Genomic DNA, 24,280 nt, shown 5'->3' on the forward strand with positions numbered 1-24,280 from the left:
CCTGATCCATCTGGCTGGAGGCACTACCCGGTCTCTGCGGGAAAGCTATCTGGCCGGCGAGCGCCAGGATGCCAATGATCAGGCCAGTGACCAGGTCAAGGCGGCTCAACAAGCCTATGACCAGAAACGGAGGGAACAGATGGCGAAGGACCGGGCGGCGAACCCCGCGCATCCAGGCCTGATGCCGGAGCAGCAGCCGTACCTAAACACGCCGGCGCAGCAGAAGCTTAAGGCGGAATTCGAAGCACAGGTGGCGAAGATCAACGCCGATCGTGACAAGCAGCTTGCTGATCTGGAAAAGGCGAACAAAGGTGGTATCGACTTCGGGCCGTCTCCTGGGAACGATGACAACTCGGTGGACGATCCCGGGTCTGACGACGATGGGAATGACCTATCGGGGACACCACCGCCCCCAGGCCCTTGGCCGCGTGCGTCGGATACACGCGGGATGCGCAACAACAATCCTACCAACCTAATGTATGCGCCAGGACAGCCGGGCGTCCGTGGGTCCGATGGGCGCTTCGGCATCTATGCGACGATGGGAGAGGGCGTAAGGGCCGACATGCGTCAGTATCTACTCTACCAAAAGCGCGACCATCTGCTGAGTGTGCGAGATATGGTCCTTAAGGCGACTCCTCGCAGTGATAACCCAGATGTCGACAGGTATATTGCCGAAGTTGCGAGGCAGCTGCACGTCGGCGCGGGAGACCCGATCGATCTGACAAACCCCCAAATGGCTGAAGCGTTTATTAACGCAGTCTCCCGACAGGAGAGCGGTCGGGCGCCGGATCCCGCGTCTGTTCACTGGGGCGTCAACCGAGCCTTGGGGATGTCCGATACCGTTGGTGGACGCATGCCAACGGGTGCTCCTGCCGTCACTGACCGACTACGCGCCGCGGGCGACCCACACCCAACTAGCGCGACGTACGATATCATGGGAATACCAAAGAGCACAAAATATCAAGATTCGCTTGATTGGGGTTTATTCCCACCAATCCTGAAGGAACTCGGATTCCCGTGGACTTCTATGCCCTCTCGCGCGTCCCTGGCACTGGTCAGAGACACTGCTGGCGTCCCTGGCGGCACGACGCCGTTGCCCCCCAGAACGAATACCGCTGGCGGATCCGGTAGCACCCAGCATCACGTTACTTTCGACGGTAACTTCCAACTGCAATGGCCGAATGGCTCGCCGGCGGCCGCGCCAATCACCACGCAGTCGCGTGTGGGCATCCCTGTGCCCTCGGGGTCCAGCGGATAAGACGTTGGGCGGCGATCGGCCGATGAGGCGTAAAGAAAGGCAATAAAATCGGGTTATCGCTACGCTGTGTCACGTCGTGACGACAGGCTGCCCACATCGAGAGGTGGGTAACGATGAGCACGACAAGTTGGGCAGCCAAAGACGCCAACGGCAACCCGATAAACTTCAATGCCGAGCAGCCTAACCCAGGGGGGCCGTTAACGCCTCACTTCGTGCTGGAGATCAACGGCTCGCCCGTCGCGGGGGCCGTCCCCGTCCAAGATGCGGCGGCCGAGGCTTCTCTGGCAACGATCGCAGCGAATGGCGCCACCGCGGCGAACCAAGAAACGGCCATCGCTTCCTTGGCCACGATCGCCTCCAACTCTTCGTCAGGGGTAGGCGGCGCGGGCATCAGCCAGCCCGCCGGCGGAACGGGTATCCAGGGCTGGCTGTCTGGGATCTTCAAGGCGTTGACCGGCACGCTGACTGCGACGCTGGCGGCCGGGACGAACGCGATCGGATCGGTGACCGTTACTGGGACGCCGCCTGTTTCCGACATCAACAGCGCGGCGTTCGCGGGTTCCACCGTTATCACCCCTGGGACAGCGATTTCGACACCCGGGCGATCGATCGCTTTTGTCTGCACGACATCCGGTTCAATTACGATCACGCTCCCGGATTCATCGAGCATGACGTTCCCCATCATTGCTTCAGCTAGTCTCCAGACCCTTCCCTTCAACCCGACGCTTTTGACGCTCGGATCTGGGACGGTCGGCACATTCTGGACGGTGAGGTAACCAACGATGCCTCCTTCCCCCTCTCCGATCCCGGCGCTTCCTGTTCCGTCCGGACGCCTCTCCAACCGGATTGGCTGGCGTCCTGGGCAGTCTTATTCGAGCTCCATTGCGGGCGGCACGAACGGTGCCACGATCTCGCAACTAATCCATATGGAGGCCGGCTTCACCTGGGTTTGCCTCGAACTGATCATGCACACTGCGGCGGGTAGCAACCCGTCCTACACCATTCCGGCCATGTCGGTTTCTCCGACCAGCGCGTTCAACGATGGGTTCACTCCGGTTGATATGACCGGGGCTGTCAATCAGACGCTCTGGAAACAGGTTACTTTCAACAATCTGGAAAATGGTGGAAATGGCTACGTCGAGTTCACATCGCAGCGCGCACCGGTGCCCACGGGCGCCACGATTGTCAGCGGTGGCACCGGCTACCTCAATGGCGGGAGTGGCACGAACGTGCCGGTGCTTGTCGATGGTTGCGTAGGCGGGACGCCGATCGTTCTGTTTGCGACGATATCGAGCGGTGTCATCACCGCGATAACGGGCGTGGACCCGGGAGCAGGCAACAACGTAAGTTACCTGCCGCCGAACCCTGTCACACTCGTCGGCGCTGGTTTTGTCGGGTCCAATGCCTCGGTTGACCTGATCGCCGGTTCAGCATCATCCGTTACAATCTCTGGAAGCTCATGGAGCGCGGCAAACAGCTACGATGCCCACCTCGGAACGGTGGTGTATAGCGATTGGATCCCGGTTGGATCGGCGCAGCAGGGATTTTATGCCCTGGATGGGCAGCCCGGCGCCTACCTGCTGATCCGCGGTGACGTCCCGGCGAATATCACGTCCTACGCCGCGTGCGGCACGGGCCTTGTCACGCTCACATCGGCGACCATCGATGTTGCTGGAGGCGGCTATCTCGGAGGTGGCAGCGGGCAGCTGGAGGTCCCTGTCATCATCAATAATGCGGCCCAGCCCGGTGCGGTGGTGGTCAACGTCACGAACGGCGTTCCTCAGTCGGTCGACCACATTGTATATGGTGGCGCGTATAGCGGGTATTCCGGCAATGCGACATTTACGGCAGCCGCTACCACTTCGGCCATTGTGACCGCGACATCTTCCGGGTCCGTCCTAGCTGTGACCGAAGTCACCCAGGGGTTTGTCCAGCCGGACCTTTGGGTGCAGGGCGCATCCGTTCCAACGCAGATATTGCCTGGTGATACAGGCAACGGAGGGGTGGGGACTTACAATCTCACTGCGTCACCGAACGCCCTGAGTGGTCCTCTGACCCTCTCGACAGACCCGGCTGGCACGGGCCTGACGATCAGCGGCGCCCTCAACATGTCGGACATCCAGAAGTCCTACGCGCCTGGGCAATCCCCCACCACAGCGCGGCGTTGGTTTGGTTGCCGGACCTTCAACGGGCAGTATGCGGCCGCTGGAACGCAGGCCGGCATGACAAGCATCACCGGCGGAACGGTGCAGGCTGGCGGCTTTGCGGGCATCGTCGCAGGGGTAATTGCACTCGGCCAGACGCGAGGCTTTACCGTCATGGAATTCGGTGACTCGTTGACGCAAGGCGTCGGCTCGGATGCTTATGTCAACGGAGCCTGTGCGCTGGCCTGCCGGGCACTTTCCACGCCGCAACGGCCAGTCAGCTATATCAACAATTCCAAATTGTCATCGCAATCCGAGACGTTCGTAGAGCGGTTCTTTCAATCTATCGCTGCCTATAAACCGAACTGCATCGTTGCGGAGATCATGTCCCCCAACGATATCAACGATGGCAGCTACACGACGGCCACCGTCGATGATTCGATCAGGAACTGCTGGACTATTATCCAATGGGGCATCGACAATGATGTCCCCGTCATTATTCAAGGCCCGACATGCCAGCCGACAAAGTATAGCATCGCACAGGATGGATTTCGATTAGCTGCGCGGGCCTTGGCGCAGCGGATGGCGGCGCAGGGTATGGTGCTTTATTGGGATTGGCCCAACATCGTTGGTGACGCCAGCAGTCCCCAAAAATATCAAGCGTGGACAGCGACGCCGGACTTTATTCATCCGGGGCAGCCCGGGCAGATCGCGCTCGGCCTCGGATTGCCGGCTGCGGGGCAGGGCGCCCCGTCTTCCTGGCCACTGGCGACAAACGCGACGCTTCCATCGGCAGCCGGAAATGTCTCCGTCCCCGTTTCGGTCCAGCCGCTTATCAGCCTTCTACAGCGGGTACTTGGTGAGCCAGGAGTATATCAATGATCCGTTTACTGATCCTTGCGGCATTTTTGTTCGCGCCGATCGCCGCTATTGCCCAGGAAAGCCAAGCAGGAGGCAATAACCCAAATGGCAACCAGGCATCACTTGGTATCGTGCCGCCCGGTACTTCCGTATCTGGCTATGAAGCGTCCGTCGCTGGGATTTCGGCGAGTGGCTTTGTCGTAGCCGTCCCACCGAACGGCGTGCTGCGCGCGATCTACGTATACAACACCACGGCCAACGCGGTGACGGGCGGGATCAATATCGGCACGTCGTCGGGGGGAGCCCAGATCGTGAGCGCGGCAGCCGTGGGCGCCAATGGCTTGGTCGTCATCAACGGCTCCGCACTGCTATCACCATATAACTCGGCGACCGCGCCGACGCCCCTCTACATCTCCGCCGGTACGGCCTGGAACTCAGCGGTACTGAATGTCCGCTTCGTCTGGGATCAGTGATGATTAGGCAGCTCGGTCGCCTCCTGGCCCCGCGCTGCTGATTTTCGGGCCGTGGCAGCACAGGAAAGGTCATAGGGCGGCAATCAAACCGAACCAACGCTGACGAAATGGGGGTCGTGACGAACAGGATGTCTCTGACGCAGAGCGTGACTGCCTCGATTCTTTGGAGATGAAGAATGCCTCGTTTCGATAAATTTAACCATTTACTCGCCGACCTGGCCAAGCTGCAGGATGGTAACCGCGTCATGCATAAATCCATGAGCGGTGAAACGGTGCTTCTGCGGCCGGAGGAGGCTCGCAAGCAGGTCGAGCGGCGCGAAAACATTGCAAAGGCGAATACCTTGCTCAAGGCGCTGGTTGATCGAGGCGAGCTGACGTCGCTTGGTGCCTGCAAATACCAGGCCGAAATTCACCGTCTCGAGCGGGGGCTGATCTGATGGAGCTGCGCGACAGTCCGGTGATGGTGGCGCTGGAGCTGGCCTCGCGGCAGGCCGCCGCCAGCTCGCGGTTGCGGGCCGCACTTCTCGCCGGCGCCGACACCACCCCCATCCGCGCCGAGTTGGCCGACCTTGATCGGCAGGTAGCAGAGCTGGCCGCGGAACAGGCGGCGGAAACGGCGTCAACCGAAGCGAATATGGCGGAGCGGATTGACACAGCGGCGGCCAAGTTGGCGGCGGACGTTACCTCCCGGCTCGCCGCATTTCAGGACGCCTTGAAACTGCCCGCGGCGCCGTCTGAGCAAGCCGTTTCCAACCCATTTTCATTTTGTTGCGTAGGATGATCCAATGAGCCACGTAGATTCAGAAATTGCTGGCGCCGCACACTCGGTCGCAACGGCGCAGCAACAGCTTGAGAGCGCTTCCGCAAAACTCGCGAGTGCCGGTGAGCAATACGAGCTGGTCGAGCGGCGTGTCGTCGCGCTGAACGTCAAACGAGACAACATTGTCAGCCGGCGTGTGGGTGGCGACCAACGCCCGAGCGACGCGGCCGAGCTGGCCTTGATCGACGCCGACCGCGAGGCTCTCGCTCCTATCTTGGCCGAATCCCAAGAGGAGATGGCCGCGGCGCGAGGTCCGGTCCAGGCGGCCAAACGTGCCGTCGATCTGTCGAAACAAAACCTGCAGCTCGTCGAGGACCGCCTAGCAATGGCCGCGCTGCTGGAGCACGCTGCCCAGCTGGGCGACCGACTCTACGCAACGATCAAACAGCTCGATGATCTGCATTCTCGAGTCGGTGGGGGCCGGTTGCCGTGGGCACCGCCCCGTGATCTCTATCAGGCACTGCATCGCCGGGCCGCGCAGTACGGGTTGCTGTAAGGTGGACCTCGCGCTTCCAAAGCGGAAGCGGGGCCAGCACGGCCGGCTGCCGCTATCCCGTTTAAACTGCCATCGCTTGTTGGCCGCGCTGCAGGAGCGCGCGGAAGCAGGCGACAACGGTGCAGCCGAATCTCTGATTCGGTTGTCACTGACTGTGGGGCAGGACGAGCCGGTTGCTGGCAGGGCGGATGGGTAGCGTGGCAGACCTCCGCGGCGAGATCGCTGAAGCTGTCCGCCGTGAGGTTGAGCGGCTCGGCACGGCCGATGTTTCCAAGGCCGCGCTATACCGTCTCTTTCAGGACCGCGGCGCCAGTCGGGCGACGGTGTACCGGGCGATCGACGACGGATTGCGCTTGGTGGCCGAGCGCAATGCCGGCCGGCCGAGGAAGGACGTCTCAACGCCGACTCCGACGCCCGGCGTGGGTGTATCCGTTACAGAGATGTCCGGTGATGTGAGGTCCGACGCCAGTCGGCTGCGGGCAGCCATCGCCGACATCGACCAGGCATTGTCTCAGGTAAGGCACGACGCCACGACGATCCCGGCGGCGATGGTCGCGATCCGTGCCGCCCTTACCATGCTTCACGTGCCGGCCGGCCAGTCTGACCAGGCGGATCGGCTTGTTAGGGGGGTCATCGCCGGTTTGCGGCAGGGCGATGCGACCTTCGGCGCTCAGGTTGCGGCGATCCTCACTCAGATCGGAGGACATACGACATGACCGCACCGGCGCTCGAGATGATGCGGTGCGACAAGCGGTCGATGACGCTGTCCAAGGCGGGCTGCGCCAGGCTGTGGCTCTCGGCCCAAGAGGACAGGCCGAAGGAGTGGGAAGGGCGGTTTGCCTGCATCGGCTGTCGGGTCGGTGCGATGGGCGCAGGAAAGCCGATGCCGGTGACAACCGAGGCTGTTGAGGCCTGGCGCAACGTTTGCCCGCGGTGCCGCCGCCCGGCACAGCGAATGATCGGCAATCGATTTTGCGTATCGTGCTGGAACCGAAATCGGGAAGCGACGGTCATGAAGAATTCGAAGGGCAATCCACCACAGGTTTTGCTCGCCCGGCTGCACTCGGAAATCGTCGCAGTTTCTGACGGCGCCGCGACCCGAGTTGTTCGCGAAGAAAGCGTCGTTGATCTTGCGGAAATCATCGTCCTGCATGCCCGCGCGGCCACCGGTGCTCTCGCCTTTAGCCGACCGGCTGCCGTTCATGCAGGATAATCTTTGGTCGCTGACCGGTCATGTGTGCCTCGGGTGCCTTGGCCGCGTGTTGGAATGCGACGGCGTGTTCATGTGCGCAGACTGCGAGGCAGAGGCGAAGGACAAGCCGGACGCGATCTGCGGGTGCGGCCTTCGTATCGAAGGAATCACCCGGGCCAGTGGGTTCCGGTGTGGCCCGAATCCCCGCCGGTCAGCCGAAACCCCTGGCGCTATCGCCATCTTGTTCGCGGGAAGTCCGACGCCGGAGACGGGGAGTCCGCCAGCGTGAATGGCGTGGAGCGAATCATGGCTGCGGCAGCCGACTGCGCACGGCCCGATGAGATGACCGGAATCGCGAAGATTATGGCGGCCGCCGGCGAGGCAGGGGTGCCACCCCTCAACGATCAGTCCGGCATCCGGAAAATCATGGAGGCTGCGGCGGAAGGGCAGCGCAGGGCCGCGGCGGACGGCACGGATCGGATCCGGCAATGCGCGGGCTTACCAACCCGGGCGGAAGAGGAAATGGCGAAGGCGCTGGCCGATCTGGACACGCTGGAAAGCCAGGGCCGCCGGACGCCGGCCCCGACGCCGCGGAGGTCACTGAAACCGCAGCCGTCGCGCATCGCCGGCCGGCATGACGTCATGCCCGCGCCCCCCGGCGCCTTTCGTCGCCCTACCAAGCCGCCACCTCGGCCGATTACCTTCAATCCCGATGGAGGCTTTGCCTACTTCGAGTTCCGCGACCGCCTCGCCGGCGACATGCGCGGCGGCTTCGTCGGTGCCGGCGCGGCCCGGTTGATGGAGCATGCACACGACCATTACGGCATAGACAAAGGGGATGCCTCCGAGTGGGTTGAGAAATTCATGCTCGATATGATCCGACATCGGGAGCGCAAGCGGATGCAGGTAGCGCAATGGCGGCCAGACCTGGCCGGCCCTGAGACGTAGGGAAGGTGTGAGGCCTCAATGCATCCCGGGCCTGTGACCCCTCCCTTCATTGGCCGCATCCGGTGCCAGGCGGTAGACGGCCTTCCAAGCGATCAGTCATTCGTGATATAGAGGCAACGAAATAAACAACATAAGGCAATTGCGATGCGTCTCGCAGTTCTTCTGACTGTTATGATAGCTGCTTGTGTTACGATGATTGCCCTTGCGAAGGATCCAGATATGAAGGGGCGATATACGCCGGATTACTGGCGTCTGGAGAAGCCTGCTCAACAAGAGGCCACGGCGGCTCCGGAACCAGGAGCGGACGCTCCGAAGTCTGCACCGGATACGCCGAAGACATGGTACCAACAGACTATTTACCCCACCAAATGCTTTGAATCAGACCTCTCGCCGGCCGATAGTATCGGCGTCATCGTGCGCGCAGGGGAGCAAGCGCGAACGCAGGATTATGGCGATCCGTCGAACCCGTCCAAAGTCGATGTCTTCCTGAAAGAGGATGACGGTGACCAGATATTCGCAACCTATTGGCGGTCGATCGAGGCGTGCGAAGGCGACCTTCCGAAGACCCAACCGATCCCCTCAAAATACCGATAGGGCCTGCCTATCAGTCGGTATCAGCCAGTAGATCGTCCAGCGTCACGGGCAAGTATCCGGCAGCGGGAGCGCACCTGGCCGCCGATCACCTCCGGTAGGGCCGGCTGGTACTTCGACATAGAGCCTGCCTCGGTTGGTTCTCTACCGCGTAGAGGTAGTGAGCCGGAGCGCGCTCGGCGCCGGAATAGCCGCCGCTGTGGGCCGCCAGTGAGACACTCGCCACGGCACCGAGGCTTGTGCACGTCCGCAAAGGCGAACAAGAGACTCAATCACATCCAATGACTGGTGCTTTACGTTTCGATCTCATTGACGATGTTTGCCCGATCGAACGAGCGGTCGCGGGCGCTTCGGAGAAGGCGCACCGCGTTTGGCACTGTCTTGCGGGTGCCAGCGGATACGGTCAGGAGGAACACCCCAAGCTTCCAGCTCACGAGACGTGAAATCCAGCAGGGCATCTTCGACCAGCCTACGCTGTGACACCTCAGAAAGGCCAGCGGCCTTGAGTTGGTTCGATAGCCACTCCAACTTTTTCAGTGTCCGCTTCGAGAGCACCCTATTGAACTGGGCCACCTCATCGTCCCTAAATTGTTCCCACGCGAAACCCCCAGCGGGTACTAGCACGCGGGTGTAAACGGATTGCGGTGCGTAAGTTTTCGCCGATGCCTTGATGGTCGATACTGGCTGCGCAGCATCATGAGAGGGGTCTCCGATCGGTGGGGAACCGACACCCGGCACCGAAGCGGCCGCCAAGGCGATCTCTAGCAAGCGCTGCACAGCCTCGTCGCGTGACGGAACGATTGGCTGCTTCCTGCGCCAATTATCTATACGACGACGCTGATCCATTGGTATCCGCATTTAAGTCATCCTTACCATGACTCTTTGGTCCCTATCCTGATGACCTGCGCCGCAGCGGTGCGGAGGCGTTAAAGCAATACGACAGTTATCTATCCTTACAACCTAAATTAATGAAGCTAGGTTTGAAGTATAGATAGGATCCGTCCCAGTACGTATGGGAACAATCCTATTGTTATACATCTGTACCGTAGCAGTATTGTGCGTGAAAGCGAGGAAACACGGCCCGAATGGGTGCTTGGCCGATGCCATCGCCAGCAAGTTCGCCTCCGCAATAGGTGGGCGCGGCTGGAATCCCTGGATTAGTGATCGCGTAATTGTGAACATCTCGCCGGTTCGCGCCTTGACCTAACCCACGCCGTGGCGGCGAGCGATGCGTCAATCAGGGGATGGCACACCAGGGGTGAACGCCGATGTGCAGCGCTTCACCCAACAGGGCGGCCATCTTGACCAGTGGCAGGGGTTTCACGGTCCCGCAGCCGCACGCCGGCGCCGCCGCCATTCTCGGGGATGAACTCGATACCGGCCCCTTCGAAAGCGCGCTGTATAGCCGCATTCGTGGATCTATTCGCATCGACAAGGCCGCGCTCGAAACGTTTCACAGTGGCCTCGCCAACTTCAGATGCCGAGGCGAGCTGACGTGTTGTCCAGCCGACTGCAGCGCGTGCCATCCGGCACTGCTTAGGAGTGATCATATGATCCCTTTAGGATCTAATGATCCTTGACACAAGCGGAAAGCCACCTGTAGGTTGTTCACTATGATCCCAAAAGGATCATACGATCCAAATTATCTACAAGGATTTTCGATGAAAACCTCGACCCCCAACACCGCCCGCGAGCCTCGGGCGAAGCACCCAGTGTCCAAGGATCCTGCGTTCCTCGCCGACCCGGACGACAAGAGCTGCCGGGAGCTGGCCGTCTCCTGCCGGCTGGACGCCGATACGACCGAGAACATCGCTCTCTGATCAGCGAAGGAGGCCACGCCGACGGCCTCCGACTTTTCTACTGACACAACAACAAACCACGTTGAGGAATTTCCATGCTCACCACCCGTCACGAGACCGCGTCCCTGCCTGTTGCAGCCCTTGTCGCACAGGCCGATGGCCTGCTTGGCACCATCGTCACCGTGCCGCTCGATCATCCCGAGTTCGACCTCCTGAATGACCGATGGATGAAGCTCGACTCGCTGATCCTCCAGACGCCGTCTCACAGCATCCGCGATCAGGTCGCGCAGCTCCGCCACCTGCTGGCCGTTCTGCTCAACGAAGATGTTTCGCCGTACGCTGAAGCTCTCGCACGCAAGGCCCTGGCAGAAATGGAGACGCTGGAGAACTGACGGAATCTGGCCGCGGGAGGGCACATGGTGTGGCCGATTGGCTGGTGGCCGCTGGCTAAAGCCTGGTGCGCCATCAGCACAAGGCAAGGCCGCTCCGAGAGGCTGATCGACCCGACGGTGAAGCTGGTGGATTAGCTCCGCAGTCGCGGGGAGTGAGTGCTGCAATCAGCCCACTCCCCGCCGCCGTTTTGGTATCATCCCTGGCGCCCCCAGACTGATCCGCCGCCATGCACATTCGCATAACAGTTAAGGATACCAGGACCACTCCAAGAGGGTGGCCCTTCTGCTGCTTACCCCTCATGGCCTGGGAGCGGTAAGCGCAAAACACTCCCCTCAGGACGCCCCTAAGGGCACCCAAAAAGACTCCCTTCACAACCGGCGGTCGTGCGCGTCGAAAGTGTAGCATCCTCCGTGAATTGCTGCTGATCCGCCATACGGGGTGGTTCATGCATGATTATCGGCAATTCCCTGTTTCGAGGGCGAAGGACCCGGGCCACTGGCATCCACCGCGGTCATACCTGGTGAATGGTAGGGTCACACGAGACGTAGAAGGCCACCATAGGCTGCGCGTATCTCGGCTTCATCGCCGGCATCCAGATACTGCGTTGCGCCACCCAGATGCAGCGTCACCTCGGCGCCCTGGTCGAACCGAGCGAACGCCGCGGCTGGCAGTTGCGCCCGGCCGTCGGTCCAGCGTAGGTGGCCATCGGCCTCATAGGCATGGAAGCCAACCGTCAACCGGTCGTCGTCGGCGTTCAGCAGCATGAACTTCGCCCCCTGCCGGACCGTCAGCTGCCGCAGCGCCACACCCAGCGGCCGCGGGTCGCGGGCGATTCCAAGCTCCGACGGCGCCCCCACGCGGGACGCGATTACCACGCCCTTGGGGCTGGACGGCAGTCGGAAGCCATAAAGCGACCCGCGCCGGTACTCCGGGTCCACACGCGTGCCATCGACCACCAGGTGCAGATCGGGATCATCGGTCAGCGGCGGGAGCGCGCGCGGGCCGGCCCGGTCCAGCAACCGGCGCCACGCGGCGTCCACCACCGGACCGCCGGTCAGCACGGGGGCGTAAGGGTCCTGCGGCGGCTGGGCCCAGCTTTCATTCGCGTTCTGGAACAGCCAGCGGTTGCCGTCGTCGCGGTAGCTCTCGGCCGGCGCACCATTGGCCAGCAGCACGTCGTGGCTTTCCAGCTCGACATGATAGATTTCCACTTCCTGCGCCCGGTCGTCCCAAATGATGGTCCTGTGGTTAACCAGGAATTCCACCGGGATCAGCACGCCATCGAGATAAAGAGAATGCGCCTTGGTCACGTGCAGGTCCTGGTTCGGTACGTTGTCGGCCAGCGCGCCCTTGCGCACGATTACCGGCGTCGCCGCCGTGCGCCTGCCGCGGGTGGACAGCACGTTGCCCTTGCCAACCCAGACGACCCTGCGAGGCCCGTTATGCGCCGTCGACACCATGTCGCCGGCCTTCAGCTTCTGCACCGGCACTTCGCCGGCCGGCGTGCCGATCATCGTTCCCGTTATGAAACAGATGACCGTAATATCCGTGCCACCGCTGCCGTCGCTGGCAAGGTGAAACGACGCGCTCGTGAAGGTCCCCTGCACGTGCAGCGTTGCGTGCGCTGTGGCGGCGTTGGTCAGCACAAGCGCATTGCTGGCAAAGGTTTCGCTGACCGCGGCGAAACCGGCCAGGTCGATCGTGTCGTTGGCGCCGAACCCGGTGATGGCGATGGTGCCAAGGCCGCTCGCCGCGGTGTTGCCGTCGACCGTCCACTTCGCACCGGTATCGAATTGCAACGTGGCGAAATTCGTGATGCCGCTGCCGTTGAAGCCGGATAGCGTGCCGGCACTGGCAGCCGATGCCAGTTCGAGGGTGTTCGTGCTGCCCGGGAGGCTTTGGATGATACCGTTGAACACAGCACCGGGGTCGACGATCAGCCGGCTGGACCCAGTGGTCGAATCGAAAAGCACCGAACCGTTGCTCGCGGTACCGGTAATCGTTCCGGCATTAACGACCGTACCAACCCCGTTTATGCGCACACCTTCGGAACCGGCGATCGTGCCGGTTGCCAGGTTGGTGATCATTCCACCATGCACGTAGACGGCGCCGTTGTCGGGACCCAATATGACGCCGGCATTGACGACAGTACCGGTATCTATAACATAAATGCCTTGCAGGCCGCCTGAAATGGTCCCGCCAGACTGGTTGGTGACCGAACCCGGGCCCCAGATGAAGACCCCATAGCCCGTCGCGGAGATCTTCCCGCCGCTCTGATTCGTGACAATGGCGTTGGTTACGTAGCTGCTTTGGCTGCCAAGATAAATCGCGTTTTGAAACGGTGTGCCGCTGGAGATGATGGTGCCCGAATTCGCGATCGTCCAGCTTTTGGTCCCGCCGCCTTCGCCGTACAACGCGACGCCATTGGCCACGGTAATCGTGCCGGTCACCGCTACCGGATTGCTGGCGGTGCTGCTCAGCGTGATACCCGTGGTATGGACCCCTGAAATGATAGTACCGGCCATCGTTTCCCCCCAATCGGATCGCAGAGCGATTCAGTCGGCTAACTCCCCCGAATAGTCAATATTTTGGGATTCAAAACGGTAGCATCTTCGGCACGGTGTCAGGTCGCGCGCAAGGCAACGAACATCCTCCCGCCGCGGCCGAGTTCACTTTTGGTGCTGCAACGCGCGATCCGCACGCCGAGCAGCGGAACTGCAGTTCGATCAGTGGGACAGCGCGAAGCCGCGGGCGACGATGCGGGCCAGGTCAACCTCGGCATTGTGGTCGCAGTTTCGGCAGAACGCGCTGACGACGTTATCGAGCTTGCGCGCCGACAGGGCTGTGGCTAACCCGGTTCGGTTGGTGTCGCGACGGGAGGTCATGCCTCATGATGTTCTATTTACGTTCTCATGACAAGGGCCGGCCCGCCACGATGCCCGGCCGCGCAAAGAAGCATATGAGGTGCTGCATCCGGAGACGCGGAATGGCCTCAGTAATGCTCTGCCGTCGGATGCCGCATCTGCCAAAGCCGCTCGTGCGCTGCGACCAGACTCTCCTTGGCACGGCGCTGCTTCCCGGTCGGGAGGGTGGGGCGCCGGCTGATCATGAATTCCAGCACATCGAGCAAATCCGCGGCAATTTCTATTTCGCGTTGGTCGCAAGCATGGTGGCAGGCGATCAGGATTTTGTCGGACAGGCGCCTGGCGTAGCGTGGCTCGGACGCAAGATGGAGCTCGGGACGGGAAGCCGGTCCCTCCGGACGTTGCTCATTCATGCTTCCCCTCCAACGTCTTTCGTAGGCGGACGCCAGCGCTGCCAACATTTTTCGGAGTAACTGGTCGCCGGCCGTTGACCAGTGTGGTGCGGATGGCTTCGGCGGACCATAGCACGCCCGATGCAGGGGCGCCCGCATCGACCTTGCCGCGCGCGCGGCCTTATCGTAACGAGTAGCGCTCCCGGCGCGATGTCAACGACCCTCCGCCGTGTTCCCAGATGGGTCACCACACTGGAAGCCCTGATATTCGATCTAGCCCACCGTTCTGCATATTCGCAGAACGGTTATTGATATCGAGGCCGCATTGACGAAGTGGACAGTCACCCCCACTTTCTGGACACCGATTGTGGAGGGCTCACACGATGGGCGCTTATCTTTTTCTCTCTTTCATGGCTCTGTGGTTGGTTGCGATCGGGGCCGGCTGTGTGGCGGCTCGGACGCGGCTGCGGCGGGAAGAGCAAACGTCGGCGGGACGCGCGGCGCTTCTCGTCGCAATGACACGCATCCCATGTACCATTTCAGCAGGTTCCGACAAAAATCGCGTCGACGCCTAAGACGGACTCCGCGGCCGCCCGGTTATCCGACCGAGGGTGACGACGTCGGAAGGCCAAGCGTGCCCAACTATCCATGTCGCGACCATCTCCCCCAGCGCCTATGATCGGCCAGAACCTGTATACCCCGCACAAGGTCGCGCCGCATGCCTCGCACCGCTGCGGCAGGCGGATCAGCGGCACGTCACCGTAACCCGCCAGGATCGGTGCGGGCAGGTCGGCGCCTCAATGGTCGCACGCGACGCACCCGGCATCGACGCGGTGGACAGTGGCGTAGTCGCGCGGGATGGGGAGATCGGACATCGGGCGATCCGGCCAAGGGAGACGGCGTCGGGTGCCGCGCGATCAGCACCAAGCCGCGTTCGGGCTTACCAGAGCAAGCGGCTTCGTCTGGCCACTGCGATTCGTAAGCGACCGTTCAGCTCCGCCGCGGCATTAAACACACGTTGGGCTCGCGGCCTATCAGCATCCCGTGACGCTACCATAAACTGACCACCAGTCATCGAATCAAATAGGTCCATAACCGTTTCCGCGGCATCATCGAGTATCAGTTTCCGGTCCTGCTCCTGGATCGCCCCGATCAACTGCTGCAATCGATTTTGCAGCCCAACCAGTTCTGGTTCGGCCCTCCGACACTTGCTGCGGTCGTCATCCAATCGCCCCTCCAAGAACCAATAATCAGCAGATTGGCGGGCAGCGAGATTGATTTCATTGCAAAGTTGGTCAGTCGCAACCATCAGGCGATCCACTTTAAATCGCCATCTCTGAACGAAATAATTGCCTAACGAAACTATGACGGATCCGCACAACGTAACGACCGGAACTACCCAGCCTGGAACGGCCATATTCGGATCGACGCCAGCTACGCGGCCGAGAGAGTACGGGAGGCTTCCCGAAGGTATCGCTCGACCAATCCCTGGTATGGTCGAAAGATGCCGGTTTTAGCAATCACGAGAAGATGCTGCTCGACGTCTCGCGGAAGGAACTCCTTGGTCCGAATGAGGCCTCCAAACGCCTCCTCAAGGAACGAGGACCCGTACCCCGCGGTGCCATCCAATTCGACCCTAACCTTGGTGCCGTGACTGATCGCACGCGAGAGTGCCGGACGAAGCACCGTTTCGCGGAACCATTCACCACTAAACGGACCGTCGCTCGCAAACCGCCCGCCTGGAGCAGGCGCGTATACGGCGACACGTATGGTTTCTTCTCCTTGCTCGGTCATCAGAGCACCACGTTCCATTCAATTAGCGTCCCTCCAGCGGATGTCTCGTAGGAGCGGACGTCCGGCTTTTGCCCGGGTCGTAGCTTCACCTCGCCGAAGCGGCTCATAATCCTCAGATAGCCGCCGCGACATTGATCCACAAAATCTCTCATTTGCGCAAGCCCGCGGCCACGGTGGCTTTCGCCGGTCGATGTCACGGATTCTTCTACCGCCGCCGAAATCGCTAAGCCATCAGATCTTGGGTCGCCGGCGGCTGGCGCAAGGCCTGTCCATGATGCGATCCGTCTTAAAACCCCCGCGTAGTGCTGCCAGTTCGGTAAACTCACCGGGATTGTAACGCCCTGATCGAACACCATCGCCGTAGTCCATCGTGCATCCTGATCGACCGCCCCCGTCATCCACCATCTATTTATAGGCTCGTACGGGAATTTTCCATCGGCCGGATAGGCGTGCCGAACAACGTTCACCATTGCCTCGACCATCGCCCCAAACAGGTGCACCAACCCTGCGGTCCGGTCTTCATCCTGGAGCGGATATAGGTCCTTAAGGTCTCGAATTAGCGCTTTGATCTCGAGAGGATCTGCCGAGCTTCCGCTGCGCATGGGCAGGATCCTAAACCGATCGGTCGCAAACGGCTGCTCGAAAGTGCCTGGAAAGCCAAATTTCTCGAAGAACCCTAGGGCACCCAGCGTCCCGCGAACAGCGGGATCCCACTTATCCAAATTGATGATCGTCGCTTCGGATTTGTTTAGATAATAAGTACGCTCGTATTCCGCCGCCATAACCAATGCTGCTGAGGGAGATATTTGCCTTATATTCTCAAAGGCACTGTAGTTCACCTTCGATGTGTTCTTCTGCCGCGCTCCGGCCTTGCGATGTTGCATTGTTTCTTGGTGCAAGATCGAGCGTATGCGGTCCAAAGACTCAAGAGTGGCTTCCGGATTCTTGTCAAAGCACATGACGGCAGGCATCGGTATCGCGACACCCAGACCGATTCGCGCCTTTTGAGAGGGCCGATGGATAGACACCGGTTTCCATTGGGCACCATGCCACTTCCGGCTCGCAGATATCGGTTTGCGTCGGAAATGGTGGCGCGCCATGGCCCGCTGCCGCTTAGACAACCAGCGCTTGCGCCTTGACGTCAATTTTTTCATGGTGACTGTTATTTTTTGGTGATGTTTTTCGATCTTTCGACCAGCTAATAGGCGGTCTGCCACGGTGGCGCAACGTCTCCTGGTAGTACGGGTCGCCCGTTGCTCTTGAAGTGTCTGCGCGACGTTCAGCCCAGGGAGAAAAGGATGACTTGGCCGAGGGACAGGGCGCCGCGCAGCCTACTACAATCCAGCGCCGGCATTGCCGCCGAGGTGGGTCCAGGCTGCCCCCGGTGAGGCTTGCCTCAGGCCGCCATCCCATCCGCCGCAAGCCGCCAGTGCGACCCTAAGGAGGGGCTGGGACGCGGAGGACGAAAAGTGCGCATAAACGTACCTCGCTCCGAGCTGGCGGCTCGGACTGATCTGTCCCCAAGAACCGGGCTTCGAACAGAGCCAATTGTTTCCCTGAGTTCGTCTCTCGGATCAAATCGTGTCGCTGGCCGAACTATAAACACCTGATTTGATTGGTGGCCCTAGCAGGAACCGGACCTACAGCCGGGCGATTGAGAGGGCCACACAGGACGATGCGGGGACTAGCGTGGCACATCAGGACAGCGGTCCGTGCTATGTTCCGTGTGCATTCCGGCGGTCACGTCCGATACCGTCCGGGCGGTTGTGAAGCCCTACTGAAGCCCCAGTCAGGAGCGCATGACGTGAAGAGAAGTGGATAATGTCCATAACCAATTGATATATTTGGTGAGCCCGGTGGGAATCGAACCCACGACCCCAAGATTAAAAGTCTCGTGCTCTACCAACTGAGCTACAGGCTCGCCGGCGCGCTTTGAACGCCATACGGGGCCGCGGGTCAAGCGTCACCCGCGGCGGCGTGAGCAATTCGTCGTCCGGGTGGTCAAAAGCGCTCCCGGTTCACTCGGCGCCTTGGCGATCTTCCAGCAATGGCCCCGGCCGCAGGTCCGACAGCGCCTCCGCCGCGTGAGACAGGCGGTGGGAACGGCCGATCCAGCGGCTGAGCCGCTCAAGATACAGGTAGATGACCGGTGTCGTGTAGAGCGTCAGCCACTGCGACACCAGAAGCCCGCCGATGATGGCGATCCCCAGCGGGCGGCGCAGCTCCGATCCGGCGCCATGGCCCAGGGCGATCGGCAGGCTGCCGAACAGGGCGGCGAAGGTCGTCATCATGATCGGGCGGAATCGCAGCAGGCAGGCTTCGTGGATCGCCTCATGCGGGGTTTTGCCCTCCAACCGCTCCGCCTGCAGCGCGAAGTCGATCATCATGATCGCGTTCTTCTTGACGATGCCGATCAGCAGGATGACGCCGATAATGGCGATCACCGACAGGTCGTAGTGCAGCAGCATCAGCATCACCAGCGCGCCGACACCCGCCGAGGGCAGCGCCGACAGGATGGTGATCGGGTGGATGTAGCTCTCGTACAAGATCCCCAGCACGATGTAGACCACCAGGATCGCCGCGGCGACCAGCAGCGGCATCGAGGACAGCGAGGCCTGGAAGGCCTGCGCCGTGCCCTGGAACGACCCGTTCAACGTCGGCGGCGCGTTCAGCCGGCCGGTCAGCGCCTGGATGGCGTCGACCGCCTGCCCGAGCGCCGCGCCGGGGGCGAGGTTGTAGGACAGGGTGATGGCCGGAAACTCGCCCTGGTGGCTGACCGAAAGCGGTTCGACGGTCGAGGTGTAATGTGCGAACGAACTCAGCGGCACCTGGGCGCCGGTGGGGGACGGGACGTAGATCTTCGACAACGCGGCGGCATCTTCGCGGAACTGTGGCTGTACCTCCAGGATGACCTTGTATTGATTGGTCGCGGTGTAGATCGTGGCGACCTGGCGTTGTCCGAACGCGTCATACAGCGTCTGGTCGATCATCGATGCCGACAGCCCGAGGCGTGAGGCGGCGTCGCGATCGACAGTAATGGCGACATGCGGTGCGGCGATCTGCTGGTCGGACGCCACGTCCTGCAGTTCCGGCAGGGTCCGCATCCCCTGTTCCAGGATCGGCGCCCAATGATTGAGCTCATCCAGGTTCGAGTCGGTCAGCGTGTATTGATACTGCGTGCGGCTCAGGCGCCCGCCGATGGAGATGTCCTGTCCGGCCTGCATGAAGAATTTCGCGCCTTCGACCTGGGCGACCTTCGGCCGCAGGCGCTCGATGACCTGGTCGGCGGTGACGTCGCGCTGATCGAAGGGCTTCAACTGGATGTAAATACGGGCGGTGTTCTCGGTCGGGTTGTAGGCATAGGCGCCGCCTAGCGACAGCACGCTTTGCACGGCCGGATCCTGCTTGACGACATCGACCATCTTTTCGGCGATCGCCGAGGTCGCCGCGAACGAGGCGTCCTCCCGCGTGTCGACCTCACCGAAGATGAAACCGGTGTCCTGCTGGGGAAAGAAGCCTTTGGGGATGCTGACATACAGGAAGCCGGTGACGGCGATCAGCGACAGCGTGGCGAGCAGTGTCGGGAATTGGTGACGGAAGACGAAACGCAATCCCCGGTCGTAAGTCGCCAACATTCCGTTGAAGACCCGCTCCGCCATGCGGTTCAACCGGCCGGCCGCATGCTTTTCCTCCTTCTTCAGGAACAGCGTGCACAGGACCGGCGTCAACGTCAGCGACACCACAGCCGATGCCACCACGGCGACCGAAACGGTGACGGCGAATTCGCGGAACAGCCGGCCGATGATGCCGCCCATGAAGAACAGCGGGATGAACACCGCGATCAAGGAGAAGGTGATCGATATGATGGTGAAACCGATCTGCCCGGCACCGCGCAACGCCGCCCTGAATGGCCGCTCGCCCTGTTCGATGTAGCGGACGATGTTCTCGATCATGACGATGGCGTCGTCCACCACGAAGCCGACCGAGATCGTCAGCGCCATCAGCGAGATGTTGTCTAGGCTGAAGCCCGCGCCGTACATGATGCCGGTGGTGGCCAGCAGCGACAGCGGCACGGCCATGCTGGGAATGATGGTGGCCCAAACCGTCCGCAGGAAGATGAAGATGACGAGGACCACCAGCGAGACGGTGATGAGCATGGTGATCTGCACGTCATCCACCGCCGCCTGTGTCACCAGGGAACGGTCGGACATCAGGGCGACATGCACCGATGGCGGGATCGATTCCTCCAGATGCGGCATCAGGGCTTTGATGCGGTCGACCAGGGCGATGGTGTTGGCACCGGATTCACGCTTGATCGCGATGCCCTCGGCGGGCCGGTTGTTGTACCACGCGCCGACATAGATGTTCTGAATCGAGTCGACGGTGTCGCCCACATCCTTGACCCGCACCGGGGCGCCGTTGCGGTAGGCGATAATGACGTTGCCGTATTGGGCGGCGTTGAAAAGCTGGTCGTTGGTGTCCAGCGCCGTGGTCTTGTGCGCGCCTTCGATCGCCCCCTTCGGGCCGTTCACCGTTGCCGCCACCAGCGCGTTGCGGACGTCTTCCAGGCCGAGACCATGCGCGGCCAGGGCACCGGGATTGACCTCGACCCGAGCGGCATATTGCTTCTGGCCGAACACCGAGACCTGGGAGACACCGGGAACCGTCGAAAGCTGCTGCGCCAGGGTCAGGTAGGCATAGTCGTCGAGCTGGTAGACCGGAACGGCATCCGAATAGACCGCATAGATCAACACGGGGAAGTCGGCCGGATTGACCTTTCTGTAGGTGGGCGGGGTCGGCAGGTCCTTGGGCAGCAGCCCGCCGGCGGCGTTGATCGCGGTCTGCACGTCCTGCGCGGCACCGTCGATGTTGCGGGCCAGGTTGAATTGCAGGGTTATCGTGGTCGTTCCGGTGCCGCTGAGCGATGTCATCTGGTCGAGCGACGGAATCGCGGTGAACTGCTGCTCCAGCGGTGTGGCGATCGCCGAGGCCATGGTCGCGGGGCTGGCCCCGGGGTAGTTGGCGGTCACCGTGATTGTGGGGAAATCGACGTTTGGCAGCGAGGCGACCGGCAACTGCGAATAGGCGACGATGCCGAACACCAGCACGCCCAGCATCATCAGCGAAGTGGCGATCGGACGGCGGATGAAGGGTTCCGAGATGCTCATTGCCCCGCCTCAGCTCGCCGGTGCCGGCTGGGGCGCCGGTTTTATGCGTGCGCCTTCGGTGAGCCGATATTGCCCCAGGACGACGACCCGCTCGCCGGGCGTGAGACCCTTGCTGATCACGGCAATCCCGTCCTGGGTGGCGGCGACAGTGACGACCCGTCGCTGGACTGTGTCGTCCTTGCCGATGACATAGGCGAAGTCGCCGGTTGGTCCCGCTTGCACGGTCGGCGCCGGTACCGTGGGGACGCCGCGACGCATGCGCAGCACGAGCCGGACATTGACGAATTCGCCCGGCCACAGCCGTTCGTCTTGGTTGGTGAAGGTCGCCTTGAGGTGGATCGTGCCGGTGCCCTGGTCGATGGTGTTGTCGATCAGGGTGAGCTTGCCGACGGCAAGCTGTGTCTTGGCGTCGCCTGAGAATGCCTCCACGTCCAGCGGCGCCTGTGCCTGGTATTGGCGGATCTCGTCGAGCGTGTTCTGCGGCAAGGTGAAGCTGACGAAGATCGGTTGGATCTGTGTGATCGTTACCAGCGCAGTGTTGTCGCTGGCATGCACCAGATTGCCGATATCGGTCAGTCGGGCACCGAGCCGTCCGCTGATGGGGGAGGTGATGTCGGTGTAGCCGAGGTTCAGTTTGGCCGTATCGATCTGCGCCTGGTCGCCTTTGACCGCGGCTTGAAGCTGTGCCACCAGGCCTCTCTGGTCCTCGAAGCTCTGCCGGGTCTGGAAGCCGGGACCGACCAGCCGCCCATAGCGCACGAGGTCGGCCTGTGCGGTTTCGAGTTGTGCCTGGTCCTTTTCCCGGGCGGCCTGCGCCTGCTCCAGCGCGGCCTGATAGGGGCGGGGGTCGATCTGGAACAGTAGGTCGCCCTGCTTGACCTCCTGCCCCTCGGTGAAGGCCACTTTGACGATCGGTCCGTCGACCCGGGTCTTCACCGTCACGGCGTTGAACGCCTGGACCGTGCCGATGCCTTGCAGGATCACGGGGACGTCGCGGGCGGTGACGACCCCGGGCGTGACCGGTATGGGCTGTGGGGCGTTTTGTGCCGTAGCTCGTTGCAGGCGCGCGTCTGGGGCCAGCCACCACACGGCGGCTGCCGCGAGCGCCACGAGCACGCTCGCGCCGCCCAATGCGCGTTTCCACATACGAGACACTCCCTGGGGCCGGACGCCTTGCCGCGGCTGGCCCGATACATTTTTTCTGCAATGGCAGCTTTGACGGGGATGTTACGCCGGTCCGCGGCGGCTGCCAATAAATATACGGGATGATTGTTTTGGTCCGAACGGGCGATTGGCGCCGGAGGTTAAGGCGATATCCCAGGCATCATCGAGTCGGACCGCTTATGGCAATCGAGTGATATCGGGTTTGCGAGGTCGGCTGGCTGCATTGGCGTTGTTGAGACAAAACAATCAAGCGCACACAGAGTCACACCGAGTTCGCACAGAGTTGCACTGAGAAGAGAATTTGGCGCTTCGCGCGATCTGCCTGGCGTTCATGACGGGATGTCAACCAGTCGCCGTTGAGGATGACCCTTAATTCGTCATGGCCCGGTGTCAGTCCGGCCCAAGACGAGCTGATGTGTCAACGTCAACGGCGACTGATATCACACGCACACCGTGGCATAATCTTCTCAGTGTGACTCTGTGCGAACTCGGTGCGACTCTGTGTGCGCTTGATTGTTTTGTTGGAACGCAGACCGAGCGCGACGGGTTGGCTCGACAGGATCAGCGGGGCGGGGGCTCGATCGGGGCGCAGTTGGTCCGGCCCGCCATCACACAGTCCTGCACCGTGGATTGCCGGCCCAGGTCCCGGATCAGCACCACGGCGAGGACAGCCAGCGCAAGGATGACGACGATGCCGATCAGCGCCGCCGTTCGGCGGTCGCCGGGGTCGTCGTTGTCGGGGTCCGGCGGCTTGTTCATCGGCCGCGAACGGGGCATGCGGTCATGGTCGACCGCATGCCGGGAACATCAGGCCGCGTCGGCGGCGACCGAGAATTTCTCGATCTTGTCCGGGTTCGACACGGTGCCGCCGCCACCGCTACCGCGCTTCAGTTGATCGACATGTTCCATGCCCTCCACCACCTGGCCCCAGATCGTGTACTGGCCGTTCAGGTGGGACGCCGGCTCGAACATGATGAAGAACTGGCTGTTGGCGCTGTGCGGGCTTTGCGAGCGGGCCATGCCGCAGGTACCGCGCAGGAACTTCGCCTTGTCGGTGAATTCGGCGCGGATGTTGTCCAGGTCGCTGCCGCCGGTGCCGGTGCCGGTCGGGTCGCCGCCCTGCGCCATGAAGCCCTCGATGACGCGGTGGAACACCGTGCCGTCGTAGAATCCCTTGCGGACCAGGGTCTTGATCTGGGCCACGTGCATCGGCGCAATGTTCGGCAGAAGCTGGATCACCACCCGGCCGGTCTTCAGGTCCAGGTTCAGCGTGTTCTCGGGGTCGAGAGCCGGTGTCTGGTCGGTCATGTCTGCTGTCTCCTTATGGCTACTTCACGTCGGCGGCGAGGCGCATATGGATGATGCGATCGGGTTCGCCAACCACCTGTCCGTTGGGGCCGGTGCCGCGCTTGATCTGGTCCACGTAGTCCATGCCGCTGACGACCTGGCCCCAGACGGTGTACTGGCCGTCCAGCGCCGGTGCCGGCGCGAACATGATGAAGAACTGGCTGTTGCCGCTGTTCGGGTCCTGGGCGCGTGCCATGCCCAGCACGCCGCGAACGAAATGGCGCTGGCTGGCTTCCAGCGGCACGTCCGGCAGCTTGCTGCCGCCGGTGCCGGTGCCGGTGGGGTCGCCGCCCTGGGCCATGAAGCCCTCGATGACGCGGTGGAACGGGGTGCCGTCGTAGAACCCCTGGCGGACCAGGGTCTTGATCTGCGCCACGGTCTTCGGGGCGACGTCGGGCAGCAGCTTGATCACGACCCGGCCCTGTTTCAGGTCCAAATAGAGCGTGTTCTGCGGGTCGGTGGTCTGCGCGGATGCGACGGCCAACGGGATAACGGCCAACGCGGCCGTGGATGCGATCAGGGTGCGGCGATACAAGGCGCCCTCCTTTGCGACAATAATGGGGAACAGGGTCCGGC

Annotated in this window: 24 protein-coding genes and 1 tRNA gene; 13 read left to right on the forward strand and 12 right to left on the reverse strand. The window is 61.9% G+C overall.

Annotated features, from left to right (window positions below; genetic code table 11):
• From GSQ89_RS36400 to GSQ89_RS36460, 13 genes are all read left to right on the forward strand, one after another.
• A partial coding sequence (locus tag GSQ89_RS36400; RefSeq protein WP_216856607.1) for a hypothetical protein occupies window positions 1-1,258 on the forward strand: 1,258 nt, incomplete at its 5' end.
• 113 nt (window positions 1,259-1,371) lie between these two features.
• Window positions 1,372-2,034: a hypothetical protein gene (locus GSQ89_RS36405; RefSeq protein WP_158933010.1), complete on the forward strand. Its 663-nt coding sequence runs from the start codon at window positions 1,372-1,374 to the stop codon at window positions 2,032-2,034.
• A 6-nt stretch (window positions 2,035-2,040) separates the two neighbouring features.
• The gene (locus tag GSQ89_RS36410) at window positions 2,041-4,284 is read left to right on the forward strand and encodes an SGNH/GDSL hydrolase family protein (RefSeq protein WP_158933011.1); all 2,244 of its coding nucleotides are present in this window, start codon (window positions 2,041-2,043) and stop codon (window positions 4,282-4,284) included.
• A complete protein-coding gene (locus GSQ89_RS36415) occupies window positions 4,281-4,736 on the forward strand; it encodes a hypothetical protein (protein ID WP_158933012.1) in 456 nt (151 codons plus the stop codon). Before GSQ89_RS36410 ends, GSQ89_RS36415 begins: the two co-directional genes overlap by 4 nt.
• A 176-nt stretch (window positions 4,737-4,912) precedes the next feature.
• Complete coding sequence (locus tag GSQ89_RS36420) at window positions 4,913-5,173, forward strand: hypothetical protein (RefSeq protein ID WP_158933013.1); 261 nt, start codon at window positions 4,913-4,915, stop codon at window positions 5,171-5,173.
• Window positions 5,173-5,517: a hypothetical protein gene (locus GSQ89_RS36425; RefSeq protein WP_158933014.1), complete on the forward strand. Its 345-nt coding sequence runs from the start codon at window positions 5,173-5,175 to the stop codon at window positions 5,515-5,517. Before GSQ89_RS36420 ends, GSQ89_RS36425 begins: the two co-directional genes overlap by 1 nt.
• 4 nt (window positions 5,518-5,521) lie before the next feature.
• Entirely contained in the window at window positions 5,522-6,052 is a 531-nt protein-coding gene (locus GSQ89_RS36430; protein ID WP_158933015.1) for a hypothetical protein, read from the forward strand.
• Window positions 6,053-6,225: 173 nt separating this feature from the next.
• A complete protein-coding gene (locus GSQ89_RS36435; protein WP_158933016.1) occupies window positions 6,226-6,768 on the forward strand; it encodes a hypothetical protein in 543 nt (180 codons plus the stop codon).
• Entirely contained in the window at window positions 6,765-7,265 is a 501-nt protein-coding gene (locus GSQ89_RS36440; RefSeq protein ID WP_158933017.1) for a hypothetical protein, read from the forward strand. Before GSQ89_RS36435 ends, GSQ89_RS36440 begins: the two co-directional genes overlap by 4 nt.
• A 285-nt stretch (window positions 7,266-7,550) precedes the next feature.
• Entirely contained in the window at window positions 7,551-8,192 is a 642-nt protein-coding gene (locus tag GSQ89_RS36445) for a hypothetical protein (protein WP_158933018.1), read from the forward strand.
• Between the two features lie 144 nt (window positions 8,193-8,336).
• Entirely contained in the window at window positions 8,337-8,786 is a 450-nt protein-coding gene (locus GSQ89_RS36450; RefSeq protein WP_158933019.1) for a hypothetical protein, read from the forward strand.
• A 1,658-nt stretch (window positions 8,787-10,444) separates the two neighbouring features.
• Window positions 10,445-10,603 carry a hypothetical protein gene (locus GSQ89_RS36455; protein ID WP_158933020.1) on the forward strand — a complete coding sequence of 53 codons (159 nt, stop codon included), beginning with the start codon at window positions 10,445-10,447 and terminating at the stop codon, window positions 10,601-10,603.
• A 74-nt stretch (window positions 10,604-10,677) separates the two neighbouring features.
• Window positions 10,678-10,974 carry a hypothetical protein gene (locus GSQ89_RS36460; protein WP_158933021.1) on the forward strand — a complete coding sequence of 99 codons (297 nt, stop codon included), beginning with the start codon at window positions 10,678-10,680 and terminating at the stop codon, window positions 10,972-10,974.
• A 534-nt stretch (window positions 10,975-11,508) separates the two neighbouring features.
• Here GSQ89_RS36460 and GSQ89_RS36465 read toward each other — a convergent pair.
• From GSQ89_RS36465 to GSQ89_RS36520, 12 genes are all read right to left on the reverse strand, one after another.
• Window positions 11,509-13,500, reverse strand: coding sequence for a Hint domain-containing protein (locus GSQ89_RS36465; RefSeq protein WP_158933022.1), 1,992 nt, complete (start codon window positions 13,498-13,500; stop codon window positions 11,509-11,511).
• A 201-nt stretch (window positions 13,501-13,701) separates the two neighbouring features.
• Window positions 13,702-13,860: a hypothetical protein gene (locus GSQ89_RS36470; RefSeq protein ID WP_158933023.1), complete on the reverse strand. Its 159-nt coding sequence runs from the start codon at window positions 13,858-13,860 to the stop codon at window positions 13,702-13,704.
• 107 nt (window positions 13,861-13,967) lie between these two features.
• Window positions 13,968-14,252, reverse strand: a complete 285-nt coding sequence (locus GSQ89_RS36475) for a hypothetical protein (protein ID WP_158933024.1) — start codon at window positions 14,250-14,252, stop codon at window positions 13,968-13,970.
• Window positions 14,253-15,171: 919 nt separating this feature from the next.
• Window positions 15,172-15,540 carry a hypothetical protein gene (locus GSQ89_RS36480; protein WP_158933025.1) on the reverse strand — a complete coding sequence of 123 codons (369 nt, stop codon included), beginning with the start codon at window positions 15,538-15,540 and terminating at the stop codon, window positions 15,172-15,174.
• Between the two features lie 125 nt (window positions 15,541-15,665).
• Window positions 15,666-16,043, reverse strand: a complete 378-nt coding sequence (locus GSQ89_RS40465) for an STAS-like domain-containing protein (RefSeq protein WP_371734335.1) — start codon at window positions 16,041-16,043, stop codon at window positions 15,666-15,668.
• Window positions 16,025-17,242 (reverse strand): hypothetical protein, encoded by a 1,218-nt coding sequence (locus GSQ89_RS36490; RefSeq protein WP_158933027.1) that lies wholly within the window; start codon window positions 17,240-17,242, stop codon window positions 16,025-16,027. The genes GSQ89_RS40465 and GSQ89_RS36490 overlap by 19 nt, the downstream gene beginning before the upstream one ends.
• Window positions 17,243-17,870: 628 nt before the next feature.
• Window positions 17,871-17,946 (reverse strand) — tRNA-Lys (locus tag GSQ89_RS36495).
• A 97-nt stretch (window positions 17,947-18,043) separates the two neighbouring features.
• A complete protein-coding gene (locus GSQ89_RS36500; RefSeq protein WP_158933028.1) occupies window positions 18,044-21,193 on the reverse strand; it encodes an efflux RND transporter permease subunit in 3,150 nt (1,049 codons plus the stop codon).
• Window positions 21,194-21,202: 9 nt separating this feature from the next.
• Entirely contained in the window at window positions 21,203-22,339 is a 1,137-nt protein-coding gene (locus GSQ89_RS36505) for an efflux RND transporter periplasmic adaptor subunit (RefSeq protein ID WP_158933029.1), read from the reverse strand.
• Window positions 22,340-22,918: 579 nt separating this feature from the next.
• Complete coding sequence (locus tag GSQ89_RS36510) at window positions 22,919-23,134, reverse strand: hypothetical protein (protein ID WP_158933030.1); 216 nt, start codon at window positions 23,132-23,134, stop codon at window positions 22,919-22,921.
• A 30-nt stretch (window positions 23,135-23,164) separates the two neighbouring features.
• Complete coding sequence (locus tag GSQ89_RS36515; RefSeq protein ID WP_158933031.1) at window positions 23,165-23,665, reverse strand: peptidylprolyl isomerase; 501 nt, start codon at window positions 23,663-23,665, stop codon at window positions 23,165-23,167.
• Between the two features lie 19 nt (window positions 23,666-23,684).
• Window positions 23,685-24,239, reverse strand: coding sequence for a peptidylprolyl isomerase (locus GSQ89_RS36520; protein ID WP_158933032.1), 555 nt, complete (start codon window positions 24,237-24,239; stop codon window positions 23,685-23,687).
• Between the last annotated feature and the right edge of the window lie 41 nt (window positions 24,240-24,280).

Source organism: Acidisphaera sp. S103, assembly GCF_009765975.1.
In the GTDB taxonomy this organism is placed as follows: domain Bacteria; phylum Pseudomonadota; class Alphaproteobacteria; order Acetobacterales; family Acetobacteraceae; genus Rhodopila.

What these genes read in the sequence shown, in the direction of transcription:
- GSQ89_RS36405 (WP_158933010.1), top strand. Translation starts at nt 1,372, where the DNA reads ATGAGCACGACAAGTTGGGCAGCCAAAGACGCCAACGGCAACCCGATA.
- GSQ89_RS36410 (WP_158933011.1), top strand. Translation starts at nt 2,041, where the DNA reads ATGCCTCCTTCCCCCTCTCCGATCCCGGCGCTTCCTGTTCCGTCCGGA.
- GSQ89_RS36415 (WP_158933012.1), top strand. Translation starts at nt 4,281, where the DNA reads ATGATCCGTTTACTGATCCTTGCGGCATTTTTGTTCGCGCCGATCGCC.
- GSQ89_RS36420 (WP_158933013.1), top strand. Translation starts at nt 4,913, where the DNA reads ATGCCTCGTTTCGATAAATTTAACCATTTACTCGCCGACCTGGCCAAG.
- GSQ89_RS36425 (WP_158933014.1), top strand. Translation starts at nt 5,173, where the DNA reads ATGGAGCTGCGCGACAGTCCGGTGATGGTGGCGCTGGAGCTGGCCTCG.
- GSQ89_RS36430 (WP_158933015.1), top strand. Translation starts at nt 5,522, where the DNA reads ATGAGCCACGTAGATTCAGAAATTGCTGGCGCCGCACACTCGGTCGCA.
- GSQ89_RS36440 (WP_158933017.1), top strand. Translation starts at nt 6,765, where the DNA reads ATGACCGCACCGGCGCTCGAGATGATGCGGTGCGACAAGCGGTCGATG.
- GSQ89_RS36445 (WP_158933018.1), top strand. Translation starts at nt 7,551, where the DNA reads ATGGCTGCGGCAGCCGACTGCGCACGGCCCGATGAGATGACCGGAATC.
- GSQ89_RS36450 (WP_158933019.1), top strand. Translation starts at nt 8,337, where the DNA reads ATGCGTCTCGCAGTTCTTCTGACTGTTATGATAGCTGCTTGTGTTACG.
- GSQ89_RS36455 (WP_158933020.1), top strand. Translation starts at nt 10,445, where the DNA reads ATGAAAACCTCGACCCCCAACACCGCCCGCGAGCCTCGGGCGAAGCAC.
- GSQ89_RS36460 (WP_158933021.1), top strand. Translation starts at nt 10,678, where the DNA reads ATGCTCACCACCCGTCACGAGACCGCGTCCCTGCCTGTTGCAGCCCTT.
- GSQ89_RS36465 (WP_158933022.1), bottom strand. Translation starts at nt 13,500, where the DNA reads ATGGCCGGTACTATCATTTCAGGGGTCCATACCACGGGTATCACGCTG.
- GSQ89_RS36470 (WP_158933023.1), bottom strand. Translation starts at nt 13,860, where the DNA reads ATGACCTCCCGTCGCGACACCAACCGAACCGGGTTAGCCACAGCCCTG.
- GSQ89_RS36475 (WP_158933024.1), bottom strand. Translation starts at nt 14,252, where the DNA reads ATGAATGAGCAACGTCCGGAGGGACCGGCTTCCCGTCCCGAGCTCCAT.
- GSQ89_RS36480 (WP_158933025.1), bottom strand. Translation starts at nt 15,540, where the DNA reads ATGGTTGCGACTGACCAACTTTGCAATGAAATCAATCTCGCTGCCCGC.
- GSQ89_RS40465 (WP_371734335.1), bottom strand. Translation starts at nt 16,043, where the DNA reads ATGGAACGTGGTGCTCTGATGACCGAGCAAGGAGAAGAAACCATACGT.
- GSQ89_RS36500 (WP_158933028.1), bottom strand. Translation starts at nt 21,193, where the DNA reads ATGAGCATCTCGGAACCCTTCATCCGCCGTCCGATCGCCACTTCGCTG.
- GSQ89_RS36505 (WP_158933029.1), bottom strand. Translation starts at nt 22,339, where the DNA reads ATGTGGAAACGCGCATTGGGCGGCGCGAGCGTGCTCGTGGCGCTCGCG.
- GSQ89_RS36510 (WP_158933030.1), bottom strand. Translation starts at nt 23,134, where the DNA reads ATGCCCCGTTCGCGGCCGATGAACAAGCCGCCGGACCCCGACAACGAC.
- GSQ89_RS36515 (WP_158933031.1), bottom strand. Translation starts at nt 23,665, where the DNA reads ATGACCGACCAGACACCGGCTCTCGACCCCGAGAACACGCTGAACCTG.